The sequence below is a fragment of the Collinsella sp. AF05-9 genome (genome assembly GCF_003465595.1).
In the GTDB taxonomy this organism is placed as follows: Bacteria; Actinomycetota; Coriobacteriia; order Coriobacteriales; family Coriobacteriaceae; genus Collinsella.
The window spans coordinates 1-11,969 of record NZ_QSBB01000045.1 but is presented as its reverse complement, the minus strand read 5'-3'; the positions used below and the strand labels follow the sequence as shown (position 1 = coordinate 11,969).

The 11,969-nt window shown below is 58.5% G+C and carries 9 protein-coding genes; 2 read left to right on the top strand and 7 right to left on the bottom strand.

Features of this window, described 5'->3' with window-relative positions; all coding sequences use genetic code 11:
- The first annotated feature begins 404 nt into the window (after window positions 1-404).
- The gene (locus DWV43_RS09285) at window positions 405-3,389 is read left to right on the top strand and encodes a DEAD/DEAH box helicase family protein (RefSeq protein WP_158569862.1); all 2,985 of its coding nucleotides are present in this window, start codon (window positions 405-407) and stop codon (window positions 3,387-3,389) included.
- A gap of 64 nt (window positions 3,390-3,453) precedes the next feature.
- Here DWV43_RS09285 and DWV43_RS09280 read toward each other — a convergent pair whose 3' ends face one another.
- The 5 genes from DWV43_RS09280 to DWV43_RS09260 form a co-directional block, all read right to left on the bottom strand.
- Entirely contained in the window at window positions 3,454-3,762 is a 309-nt protein-coding gene (locus DWV43_RS09280; RefSeq protein WP_117818294.1) for a type II toxin-antitoxin system YafQ family toxin, read from the bottom strand.
- 2 nt (window positions 3,763-3,764) lie between these two features.
- Complete coding sequence (locus DWV43_RS09275) at window positions 3,765-4,064, bottom strand: type II toxin-antitoxin system RelB/DinJ family antitoxin (RefSeq protein WP_117818292.1); 300 nt, start codon at window positions 4,062-4,064, stop codon at window positions 3,765-3,767.
- 112 nt (window positions 4,065-4,176) lie between these two features.
- On the bottom strand, window positions 4,177-4,935 hold the full coding sequence (locus DWV43_RS09270; protein ID WP_117818290.1) for a TIGR00730 family Rossman fold protein: 759 nt from the start codon (window positions 4,933-4,935) through the stop codon (window positions 4,177-4,179).
- Window positions 4,936-5,148: 213 nt separating this feature from the next.
- Window positions 5,149-6,288: a tRNA guanosine(34) transglycosylase Tgt gene (tgt, locus tag DWV43_RS09265; protein ID WP_117818288.1), complete on the bottom strand. Its 1,140-nt coding sequence runs from the start codon at window positions 6,286-6,288 to the stop codon at window positions 5,149-5,151.
- A 441-nt stretch (window positions 6,289-6,729) separates the two neighbouring features.
- Window positions 6,730-7,530, bottom strand: coding sequence for an SDR family NAD(P)-dependent oxidoreductase (locus DWV43_RS09260; protein WP_006235414.1), 801 nt, complete (start codon window positions 7,528-7,530; stop codon window positions 6,730-6,732).
- Window positions 7,531-7,824: 294 nt separating this feature from the next.
- Here DWV43_RS09260 and DWV43_RS09255 point away from each other — a divergent pair, with 294 nt between their 5' ends.
- Window positions 7,825-9,588: a hypothetical protein gene (locus tag DWV43_RS09255; RefSeq protein WP_117818286.1), complete on the top strand. Its 1,764-nt coding sequence runs from the start codon at window positions 7,825-7,827 to the stop codon at window positions 9,586-9,588.
- 444 nt (window positions 9,589-10,032) lie between these two features.
- Here the strand turns inward: DWV43_RS09255 and queA are convergent, their stop codons facing one another.
- Together queA and DWV43_RS09245 are read right to left on the bottom strand one after the other, a co-directional pair.
- Window positions 10,033-11,244, bottom strand: a complete 1,212-nt coding sequence (gene queA / locus DWV43_RS09250; protein ID WP_117818284.1) for a tRNA preQ1(34) S-adenosylmethionine ribosyltransferase-isomerase QueA — start codon at window positions 11,242-11,244, stop codon at window positions 10,033-10,035.
- A gap of 70 nt (window positions 11,245-11,314) precedes the next feature.
- Complete coding sequence (locus DWV43_RS09245) at window positions 11,315-11,890, bottom strand: epoxyqueuosine reductase QueH (RefSeq protein WP_117818282.1); 576 nt, start codon at window positions 11,888-11,890, stop codon at window positions 11,315-11,317.
- Window positions 11,891-11,969 lie beyond the last annotated feature (79 nt).

Below are 11,969 nucleotides of genomic sequence, written 5' to 3'. Positions count from 1 at the left end.
GGGCGGAGGCGGGGCATGCCCCGCCTCTTACACCACATCTCTGCGCGCTACCAATTTCACGCCTTGCCAAGGCTCAAAATGCCGTGTTTGATGGGTTAGATATATAGAATAATGTCGAATTGGTATTCTATCCTTACCAAATGTTATGAGACTACATTAACAGCAGTACTCACATTTGACGTTATTTGACCACGGGGTCATTCGAAAACCCCTCCCCACGCCGCCAACCCGCCCCATAGCCGTCAAAAACCTTTAACAACAGCCGCCGCACGTTTTGGCACCGGCTGATTGCCACTCACGGATCGGTACCCCACTATTACCGAACCAAAATCGAAGTCGCGTATCTCATAAAGCTGAAATGACGTACCCTCATCCCAATGAACGCTGATAAGAATGGCTTTCAAATGAGCAACGGCACGCATCAATACGCCCTTTTCGGGAGCGCCTTATTCAAATTCAATAAAACGGTCGTCCACGCTTCGGATCCGCGCAAGCAAATCGTTATCTGCAGCAGCGGTCCAGACATCCGTTATACAACGCTGGAAGAATGGGAGAAAGCTGGCGATTCTTTCGATAGACGGGCGCAGATCGAAGATATCGTCACCAGCGCAAGCCCAGCGCGCGACAAACTCGAGCTCTTCCGCAATCTCTTTTCTGGCCGCAAAGATGTCTACGCTCATGGGTACCGCAGAAAAGACGGAGGAATTGGCTATACGCCCGCCTGCGCAAATGAGTGGAAGTCAGGCATTTGCCCCAAAGCAAGCCACCAGAGAGTCAAATGCACGGAATGCAGCAGCCGCGTCTTCCCCGAGTTGAGCGATGCCGCGATCATCTCCCATTTCAAGGGCAGTGACGACAGACTCCGAGACGTCATAGGTCAATATGTTCTCGATAATGACAGCAACACAAAAGTCCTGGTCATCGACTTTGACGGAGCCGATTGGAAAGAAGCGACAAACGCCATTCGGCTTGTCGCAAAAAACTATGGAATCGATGCTGCAGTCGAGCGATCGAGATCAGGTAACGGCGCTCATGTCTGGTTTTTCTTCCTAGAGCTCACCCGCGCAAAGACCGCACGAGATTTTGGAAGCGGCCTTATCACCGAAGCGGCGATACTGAACAAGACAATCACCTTCAAAGCATTTGACCGAATGCTGCCCGCGCAGTCCACCATTCCTGAGGGCGGCTTTGGAAATCTTATAGCGCTGCCTTTTCAAGGAAAAGCGCAGCGAAAAGGGAACAGCGTATTTGTTGACGAGCAATTTGAGCCCTTTCCCGATCAATGGCTTTACCTTGCGCAAATCCAGTTAATCCCGCGCGTGACGGTGCAAAATCTGATCGAGAGCATCGAAAATAGGTCACATGGAATAGCAGCTGTTGCGGCGGCAAACACCGGTGTGCCACATTCCCAGAGACTGCGAAAGCGGCTTCCGCTCACACCGCGGGACTTCCCGTCATCGCTGTCCGTCACGCAGGCCGATATGCTCTATATCCCCGAAAAATCTCTGAGTCCCGCAGCTCAAATGGAAGTCCGCAGGCTTGCAACATTTGCCAACCCAGAATTCTTCCGCGCACAATCTATGCATCAATCGGTATTCGGCAAACCGCGGTTCATAGACCTCAGCGAACTTAGAGATGGCTACGTCGCGATTCCCAGAGGCTGCAAGGTTCAACTTGAGCGGCTGCTTCAAGAAGCCGGCGTTTCTGCCCACTATTCAGACAAACGCAAGTCGAGCAATCCAATTGTGATGGCATTTAAAGGGACTCTTCGCCCTGAACAACAAATTGTCGCTGAACAGATGCTCGGCTATGAAGACGGGATCATGTCCGCACCGACGGGGTTCGGCAAAACCGTCATCGGAGCTTATCTTATTGCTGCCATTGGTCTTCCAACGCTCGTCATCGTTCCTAAAACTGCGCTCATTGCCCAATGGAAATCCCAACTCGAACGATTTCTCGACATCACGGACAACAGAGAGCCCGTCCGAACCCCAAAGGGACGAATCAGCAAAAGACAGCCTCCGCTCATTGGGCAAATCGGAGGAGGCAAGACCGCCATAAGCCGTCTCATCGACATTGCTTCATTCCAGTCGCTATCCGGCAAGGATCCCCAAACCGGCGAGTCATTAGCCAAGGAGTTCGTTCGCGATTACAGTCTCATCATCTGTGACGAATGCCACCATGCGGCCGCGCCACAGCTTGAGCTTGTCCTCAAGTCCGCTCCTGCCAAATATGTATATGGCCTTTCCGCAACGCCCGAGCGTTCGGACGGACTCACGCGGGCACTCTCGATGCTCTGCGGCCCGGTTCGCTATGTCGTCGATCCAAAAACGCAAGCAATCCAGCAGGGGATTCAGCGCATTGTTAGACCGCGTTTCACCGGAATTCGATTACCCACCTACGAACCAGGAGCATCCTTTAACCAAATTCTCGATCTCCTGTGTGTACACGCCGCGAGAAACGAAGCAATTATCGAGGACGCCCTCGAGGCCGCATCAAACGGCCGGCATCCGCTTGTGCTATCTAAAAGAAAAAAGCATGCCGAAGAGCTATGCAGGCTACTTCAAAGCCGTGGACACGAACCCATACTCTTAACCGGAGAAATCGACGCCAAAGAAAGAAAAGCAATACTGAAGAGTCTTCCCAGCTTTGAGCATGAGCATCGAATCATCGTCGCAACTGAAAGTCTTCTGGGCGAGGGCTTCGACCTGTCTTACCTTGACACTTTGCTCATTGCCACTCCAATATCTTGGGACGGCAGCATAACGCAGCAGGCAGGTAGGCTACACAGAAGCCACGAGGGCAAACAGCGGGTTGAGATATTCGACTATGTTGACCTGTCGATACCCATGTTCGCGCGCATGTACCAAAAGAGGCTCAAGACCTACGCCAAGCTGGGGTATGAAGTCTTTGCGGCAAACGACAACAGACAGGACGATCGAAATATCCTCGTTAGGTCGGCAAGAGCCGTGGAGGCTTTAGTGAATGACATCGAGAACGCATCGAAAAGCATTTTTATTGCCGCACCCTACGCGTCCGCCGCATGCCTTGAAAAGCTCGCCGCTGCACTCGCGGATGCCGCTACCCGTGGAATTGCCCTTGAGATTTCTATTGCTTCAACTCCACGCGATGACGTGAAAGCGATTTTTGCCGAGATGAACGTCAACTATCTCATCAAAGCCGAAGGACGCCTGTGCGCATCAGTGATTGACGAGGAAACTGTCTGGTACGGAGCTATTCCGTTGCTGGCTTTCCCAAAGAAAGAAGACTGCAGCATTCGTTTCAAAAGCAGCGAAGTCGCAGCCGAGCTTTTGAGCGAAATTCAGCGAAAAGTGGAACCGGAGGCCGCGGCGACGAACGGGGTACCCCCAGCAGCTGCGGTTAAATAGGGACTGTTTTTGACTTATTAGCCGTCAATCAATCCCTATTCCACCGCAACTTAGAAATCGGCAATCAGCCCTGCGGGCCCTGGAACAGCTCCTCATGCGAGCCCATTCTGACCAGCCGGATCACAGGATTAGTCTTATGCGGTAAGTAGAGAACGACCACGTCGACCAAGCCACCGGATAGGTGGAAATCGATGTGGCCGTTGTAGTTTCCGCCCGGGTTTGAAAGCTCATGGGCGCCATATTCCGCGGGAAGCGAGCCGTGAGCTGCAAGCTCTGCGACTGCCGCCTTAAACTCACTCTTTAGCTGCGGATGCATGCGCATCGTTCGTTTGTAGTCCGCCTTAAATTGAGCCTCGACTTTAATCTCGAACATCGCTATTCCTCATCGAGGAATGACATAAGCTCATCAGCGTTGTTGAATGACGGGCTATCGTCCGGCAGAATCCCCAACTCATGAGCTTCGGCGATCACCATGGCACGCCTCGTTGCCTCGTTGGGCACCTCCGCCCTTCCTACGATCTCAAAAGGAATCTTTCGTTGATTTACCAACTGCCGAACAGCAAGGTTGAGATACGAATTGAGACTCAGACCAACCGTATCCAAGAACTCAGTCGCCTGTTCCTTGAGCCCCTCTTCGATGCGAACCGTCGTAGGCTTAACCGTTGCAGTAGACATACGCGACCTCCTCGCCTCGTCTTTTGCATCAGTATACCCAGTTTAGATGGCATACTGATGTTAAATAGCATCAGTATGCCGTTCACATTGCTATAACAACAGTCACAGCACCCTACATCAGCCCGCTCAGGGCGATGTCGACGGCTTCGTTGAGGTCGTCGGTAATGTGTACTAGATCCGGATCGAGCGGGCTGATCATACCGGCGTCCATCACCGGGCCGTTGAGCCAGTCGAACAGGCCCTGCCAGTACTCGCTGCCCACCAGCACAAGCGGCATGCGCTTGACCTTGTGCGTCTGCACCAGCGTGAGCACCTCGAACATCTCGTCGAGCGTACCAAAACCTCCGGGAAACACGATGGCGCCCGAGCTGTATTTGACGAACATGGTCTTGCGCACAAAGAAGTAACGGAAGTCCATGCCGAGGTTCACATATTTGTTGAGCCCGTGCTCGTGCGGAAGCTCGATACCCAAGCCGACCGACTTGCCATTGACACTCGCCGCTCCCCTGTTGGCCGCCTCCATAACGCCAGGGCCGCCACCGGTGATAACCGCCACGCCGCGCTGCGCAATCTTGCGACCGACCGTGCGCGCCGCCTTGTAGAGCGGATCGATCTTGGGCGTGCGGGCGCTACCGAAGATGGTCACCGCAGGCCCGAGCTCGGCAAGCGCGCCAAAGCCATCGACAAACTCGGCTTGAATGCGCAGCACACGCCACGGGTCGGCGTGCAACCAATCGGTCGACTCCTCGGGCGCCAGCAGGTTGGCGTAGGTGTTGTCCTTAGGAATCATGGGGCCGCGCATAACCACGGGGCCGCGGCGGTACGTCTCGTCGTAGGCAGGCTCGCCCTCGACGTTCTCATTCTTAATCATGGGTACTCCTATCGAGAAAAAGAAAAGCGGGCGGGGTCGACGCCATGCGCCAAACACCCGCCCGAACATCAACTATTCGGTATGGTACCCACGATGCATCATGCGTTTGCAAGGCATCGGTCAGCGGTCGCGCAGCCGGCGTCAGCGAATGTGACGAGCGGCTGCCGCTCAGCCTTTGCCGTTGCCCACGCTCTGTAAGCGTGCCTGTCGCCCTTAGTAATCCACCGCGGCAGGACTATTCATCCAATCGCTCACGAATGCGCCGTAACGGCCCTCGATAATGGCCTGACGCGCCTGCTTCATAAGATTGAGCAGGTAGTAGATGTTGTGCATCGAGAGCAAAATACCGCCGAGCATCTCCTTCTGCGTGACCATGTGGCGAATAAGCGCTCGGCTGTAGCCGCCCGTGCACACCGGACAGGTGCAGGTGGGATCGATGGGGCCGTCGTCGTGCGCAAAGCGGGCGTTGCGGAAGTTGAGGCGACCCTCGCTCGAAAACGCCGTGCCCATGCGACCGGTACGCGTCGGCAGCACGCAGTCGAACATGTCGATGCCCACGCCCACGCCGCGCACGAGGGTGGTGGGGTTGCCGACGCCCATCAGGTAGCGCGGCTTGTGCTTGGGCATGTACTCGCTCGCGAGCGGCGCCAGCGTCTCGAACATGGTCTCGTGATCCTCGCCCACCGAGTAGCCGCCGATGCCATAACCCGGAAAATCGCCGCACTCCTCCAGATGGCGCAGCGAGCGCAGGCGCAGATCCAGGTGCATGCCGCCCTGAACGATGCCAAAGAGCGCCTGGTCATCGCGGGTATGCGCCTTATAGCAGCGCTCGGCCCACATACTCGACAGCTCAACGGCGCGTTCAACGTAGGCGCGCGTGGCGGGATAGCCCGGGCACTGGTCGAGCTGCATGCAGATGTCGGAGCCAAGCTTCATGGCGATTTCCATGTTGTCCTCGGGCGTCCAGAACACGTGGCGGCCGTCGTAATCGTTGACGATAAAGCGCACGCCCTCGTCGGTGAGCTTGACGGCATCGTTGTGGCTAAACACCTGGAAGCCGCCCGAGTCGGTGAGGATGGGACCATGCCAGTTCATAAACTTGTGCAGTCCGCCTAGCTCGGCGATGGTGTCCTCGCCGGGGCGCATGGACAGGTGATAGGTATTGGCAAGCACGATCTGGGCGCCGAGCTGCTTGACGGTCTCGGTGGGAATGCCCTTGACGTTTGCCTTGGTGCCCACGGGCATAAAGATCGGCGTCTCGATATCACCGTGCGGGGTGTGCAGAACGCCGGCACGCGCGTGCGTCGTCGGGTCCTCGGCGAACAGGTCGAATTTAAAGAGGCTTTGGTCCATAAACTGGAACTCCTTGGTTGCGGTTCATACGCAACCCATTATACGAGCAACCCGCAAGAAGCACCGACTCGACAGAAACTAGTGCAAAGGGGACAGCAAACGAGCGTGGATTTTCGGATGCCCCCCTCACGAGAGTGGATAATCTCCCACTTTTGCCCGAAACACAAACCGAAAACGGGAGATTATCCACTCTCATGCGGCGGGTACTCATTTAAGTACGTCCCCAATGAGTGGAGCTATTTACCAGCCACGCCAACGCCGATGTTTTGGCAACGCCGATGTCTTGGAAATGTCAGCGAGCGGTCGCCAGAGCGAACAAATTGGCATGAAAAGAGGGCGGCATAGACCTTCTGGTCATGCCGTCCTCTTTGAATGACAAGTTGTCGCTCTGGCGACCGCGCAGCGTCGAGCCGTTACGCGGTTTGGTAAAACCGCGTAACCCTACGGACGCTGGCCCATGCCGCCCTCGAGGGTGACGGTCTCGCCGTTCATGTACTTAAAGTCGGGGCCGCAAAGCTGAACGACCACGCGGCCGATCTCCTTCTCGACGTCGCCGTAGTGGCCCGCCGGCGGCATGTGGACGTTGGCCTTGAACGCCTCGGGATAGGCATCCTGGAAGTTCTCGAGCGCAGCAGTCCAGGCAAGCGGGCAAACGATGTTGACGTTGATGCCGTCCTTGCCCCACTCGTTGGCGGCGACGCGAGTCAGGCCGCGGATGCCCTCCTTGGCGGCAGCATAGCTGCACTGGCCATAGTTGCCAAACAGGCCGGCGCCCGAAGCAAAGTTGACCACGGAACCCTTAGTCTCCTTCAGGTGCGGATAGGCCTTCTGCATGTACAGGTAGGTGGCATACAAGCCGGAGTAAATGGCCAGGTTGAACTGGTCCATAGTGTGGTCGGCGATGGTCACACCCGAGGCGCTGGCCTGAGCGTTGTTAACGACGGCGTCGATGCGACCGAACTCCTCAATCGCCTTGTCGATAACGTTCTGCACGACGGCCTCGTTGTCCTGGCCGGCGGAGACATCGGCCTGAACAGGCAAAACTTTGACGCCGTACTCAGCCTCAAGAGACTCCTTGGCAGCCTCGAGCTTGGCAACGTTACGACCGGTGATGACGAGGTTTGCGCCCTCCTTGGCAAAAGCGATATCGATGCCGTAGCCGATGGATCCAGCGGAGCCGTCCTTGAGCGTGGCCTTGCCGCCGCCGGTAACGATCACGGTCTTACCAGTGAAAAGTCCCATACGAAGTCCTTTCAAATCGCGACGGGCCCGCCCGTCGACTGCGCGCATCCAACTTCACGCGCCAAAAGCTGAAATGCAACTTTAGCGTGTTCAAGTGAATAGAAAAGGCCTCGGTAGGCGAACGGCATAACGTCTTTCGGCGAAGGGATTGTCAAGTACAAACTGGATAAAGTGGCCGAATTTTTGCTATCGACACGAGCCATCGAACACGTTTTGGAACTTTGCTGCGGCGCGCGGGATGTCGGCGCGAGACTTTATCATAGGGTGACGAACAACGATGAGGAGCACATGCCTATGACAGACGAGCTGGACCCCCAGACTCAACAGCATATTGATGATTCAGCAGACGTCGCCGCAGATACTGACGCTGCGACCTGCAATGATACCGACATCGACGACGCCACTCTGGATAACGGCGCTGCGACGGAAATCCCTGCGGCCGAAGATGCCGACGAGCAAAACGACGATTCGGCCGCTCAGGACGACGCCCCCGAAAAGGACGCCGCTCCGCAAGCAGCGGGCCCCATCGAGGTGTCTTCGGAAGAAGAGCTCGACGCCGTCATGGACTCCATGATGGATGCCGTCAAAGCGATGAAGGATGCTGTCGCCGATGCCGACGTTGACGCCGAAGAGGAAGAGGCTGCCGAGGCCGCCTCGACCTTTGTACCCGGCGAGACCCCGGTTGCCGACCAGGGCAGCACCATGCCCTCGTTCCTGCAACTCGAGCACCCCACGATCGGCACCGACGCGGTCGACCCGCACGCAGCGGGCTTTTCCGTGATCGAAGGCGGCACCGGCAATATCGCCACGCCGCAGACTGCCGATACGAATGCCGCCGAAGCCGCGCACCCGACCACCACGCATGCCCCCGCCACGAGCCGCGACCTGGGGAGCGCCGTCTCAAACACCGCTAACGCCGTGGGCACTTTTATCGCCCAGGGCGCGTCGGCCATGCGCGAGATGAACGCCGCGAAAAAGGCACTTGCCGATGCCCGCGCCCACCTGGCCGAACTTGAGCAGCGCATTGCCGATCAGGCCGAGGAACTCGAGACGCGCCAGGATATCGCAGGCCGCTACGACCAGATCGTCGCCGACCAGCGTCAGGCGATCGCCACAGCGCAAAAGACCGCTGCGGCAGCCGAGATTGACCGTGATGCCCACGCCGCCAAAGCGACAGAGCTCAATGGTCAGCTCGAACAAATGAAGACAGAGGATGACGCGACTGAGCTCCGCCTGAAGGCCGCGCTCGACGCCGTGGAGGCCCGCGAGGCGAGCTCTCGCGAGACCGGCAACCGCCTCGTTCGACGTCTTGAGGATTCCAAGCGCATCCGCGACAAGGTGAAGGCCGAGCGAGACGCCGGCATTGCGGCCGCACAACAAACCGTCGACGCCACGCGCGCCCAGCTCGAGACGCTGCGCCATGAGTATGCCGAGCTGCAACGCAATCCCTCGGCAAATCCCGCCAACTATACGGTGCGCACCAGCGAGCTCTCGATGCAGATTTCCGACACGGCAGATGCCCTGCGTAAAGCCGAAGAAGATGTCCCGCGCATCACCGCCGACCTTGAGCACTCGCTTGCCGCAGCCGAGCAGGCCGTCGAGCAGGCTCAAGCCCCTATCGCCGACGCAAAACGCGCGCACCAAGCCGTGACGACCGAAGCCGATGCCGCGCGCGACGAGCTGCAGACGGCGAAGACAGCCGCCGCGACTCGTCAGCGCGAACTGCGCGAGAAGATCACTGCCGAGGACAAGGCACGCCGCGACCAGGAGCAGAGCATCGCCAACGCCCAAGCAGATGCCGCACATGCGCAGTCGATCATCGAACAGGCGACCGAAGTGCACGACCACCCAGAGATCACTGAGTCGCTTGCAGGATCCTTGGCCCGAGACAAAGCCGAACACGCCGAGACCGAGCGAGAAGTCACCCAGCTCGAGGCCACCGAGGACGCGGTGCGCGAACGTACCCGCGACTCACGCATCAAATTCACCGGCGCCATCGTCTGCATTGTCGCCGTAGTCCTCGTGATCATCCTCATCTGGCTGTTCGCGAGCAAGTAAGCCAGCTGCCAAGCAAGTAGTCATTGGGGACATTCTTAAACGACTAGTCAAACAAGAACGTCCCCAACGACTAGCCCAATGACGAGAGTGGATAATCTCCCACTTTGAGCCCCCAAGCAGGCCAAAAACGGGAGATTATCCACTCTCATTCTGCAGGCACTCATTTAAGTACGTCCCCAATGAGTGCCCCAAACGGCTAGTCCGGACCAAGGCGACGCCGATGTCTTGGCAACGCCAGCGAGCGGGTCGCATTTGAGACAAGGTGACGTGAAACGAAAGGGCGCTGACCTTCTGGTCGCGCCCTTGAAGTTGAACGTCAGATTGTCCAAATGCGGCCCGCACAGCGTCGGCCGGTCCGCCGTTCGGTAGAACGGCGGAACCCCCGATTGCCGCTTAGGGGCGTTTGCAGCGTCAACTGGTTACGCGGTTCGTAGAACCGCGTAACTAACAAATGAGCATCGCGTCGCCAAAGCTGAAGAAGCGGTAGCGCTCCTCGATGGCGGCGGCGTAGGCATCCATGATCTGGTCGCGGGTGGCAAGCGCGCTCACGAGCATCATGAGCGTGGAGCGCGGCACGTGGAAGTTCGTGATCAGCGCGTCGACCACGTGATAGGTCGAGCCGGGCATGAGGTAGAGCTGCGTCGTGGCGTTCTCGCGCACCACGATGTCACCGCGGCCGAGCGTGTCGGCGCCGTCCTCGCGGCCTTCAAAATAGCGCGCCGTCACAGCCGGATCGGACACCGGAGCATCGGCGTCAAACGCGCTCTCGAGCGAGCGCACCGCCGTGGTACCGACAGCAATCACACGATGGCCCTCGGCCTTCGCCTTATGCACGGCGTCGACAACCTCCTGCGACACGTGGTAGCGCTCGGTGTGCATCACATGCTGCGTGGGATCGTCCTCCTCCACCAGACGGAAGGTATCGATGCCCACCTCGAGTTCGACGGCGGCAAACTTGGCACCCTTGGCCTCGATGGCAGCCATAAGCTCGGGCGTAAAGTGCAGACCCGCCGTGGGAGCGGCAGCCGAGTGCTCCTCCTTCATGGCGTAGACGGTCTGGTACTTCTCGGGGTCGCCCTCGTAATCGGTAATGTAGGGCGGCAGCGGCACGTGGCCGGCAGCATGGATGGCCTCGTCGAGCGTGCACGGGTCGCCGGCGGCATTGCAACCGGCCGGCTCAAAGCGCACCAGACGGCCACCGCGGCTATCGGTGACAAAGTCGATGACCTCGGCCGTCAGCACCACGGGAGCCCCCTCGGGCGCATGGGCGCCACCGGCGCGATACTCAATCTGAGCACCGGGCTTCAGGCGCTTGCCCGGCTTGACCAGGCACTCCCACACATGGCCGAGCGGATCCACATCCTCACGGCGCTTGAGCAGCAGCGTCTCGACCACGCCACCCGAGCCGGCCTTGCGACCGATCAGGCGGGCCGGCATCACGCGCGTCTGGTTGATGACGAGCACATCGCCCGGCTCGATATAGTCGATGATGTCGCGGAAGATGCGGTGCTCAACGGTACCGCCGTGCTCCAGCGGCTTCCCCGCCTGGGAGCCTTTGCGATCCACCACCAGCAGGCGGCAGGAGTCGCGCGGCTCGGCAGGAGCCTGGGCGATCAGTTCCTCAGGAAGGTTGTAGTCAAAATCATCGGTACGCATAGACACGTCGGATACTCCTTATATAGCTAAAGTCCGCTCTACATCCTAGCAGGCTGACGTCCCAAACGAACTACTTTTTGGCGGCTTTGCGCTCGTCGCGGATGCGGGCGCGGTCCATGGCCGCCTCGACAGCAGAAAAGCGGCAGCCGCAGTAGTTCTGTCGATACATGCCCAGTTCGCGCGAACGGCGCGTAGCCTCGGGATAATACGGGCGAAAATCGCGAATCACCGGAGTGAGACCGCGGGCGGCAGCCAAACGCTCGAGCACGTCATTGCAGGTGTCGAACAACTGATACGGAGAGACAGCGAGCGTCGTGCCCACGTATTCAAACCCGCGCTCCCGAGCCACGCGGCACGCCTCGGCCAGACGCAGGGCATAGCACGCGCGACAGCGACGGGGCCGATCGGCACCCATCGGGGCCACGCCGGCCTCCCAGCGCTCGCGATCCTCCCCGGCCTCGATGAGCTCGATGTCGCCGTCGGCACACCACCGGCGCAGCTCGTCCAGGCGACGCTGCCATTCATTGTGCGGCTGAATATTGGGGTTGGTCCAGCAGATCGTGGGTTCAAACCCCTCTTCGCGCAGCAAGCGAACCGGCTCAAGCGAGCACGGCGCACAGCAGGCGTGCAGCAGCAACGGCTTCATCAGCATCTCCTCCTCTGCAATGATTTTTTAATCCCCATTACAGTTTGAGTCGTCCGAAAGGGCGGCTCTTTTCCGTTGC

What these genes read in the sequence shown, in the direction of transcription:
- queA (WP_117818284.1), bottom strand. Translation starts at nt 11,244, where the DNA reads ATGCGTACCGATGATTTTGACTACAACCTTCCTGAGGAACTGATCGCC.
- DWV43_RS09280 (WP_117818294.1), bottom strand. Translation starts at nt 3,762, where the DNA reads ATGTTCGAGATTAAAGTCGAGGCTCAATTTAAGGCGGACTACAAACGA.
- DWV43_RS09245 (WP_117818282.1), bottom strand. Translation starts at nt 11,890, where the DNA reads ATGAAGCCGTTGCTGCTGCACGCCTGCTGTGCGCCGTGCTCGCTTGAG.
- DWV43_RS09255 (WP_117818286.1), top strand. Translation starts at nt 7,825, where the DNA reads ATGACAGACGAGCTGGACCCCCAGACTCAACAGCATATTGATGATTCA.
- tgt (WP_117818288.1), bottom strand. Translation starts at nt 6,288, where the DNA reads ATGGACCAAAGCCTCTTTAAATTCGACCTGTTCGCCGAGGACCCGACG.
- DWV43_RS09270 (WP_117818290.1), bottom strand. Translation starts at nt 4,935, where the DNA reads ATGATTAAGAATGAGAACGTCGAGGGCGAGCCTGCCTACGACGAGACG.
- DWV43_RS09260 (WP_006235414.1), bottom strand. Translation starts at nt 7,530, where the DNA reads ATGGGACTTTTCACTGGTAAGACCGTGATCGTTACCGGCGGCGGCAAG.
- DWV43_RS09275 (WP_117818292.1), bottom strand. Translation starts at nt 4,064, where the DNA reads ATGTCTACTGCAACGGTTAAGCCTACGACGGTTCGCATCGAAGAGGGG.
- DWV43_RS09285 (WP_158569862.1), top strand. Translation starts at nt 405, where the DNA reads ATGAGCAACGGCACGCATCAATACGCCCTTTTCGGGAGCGCCTTATTC.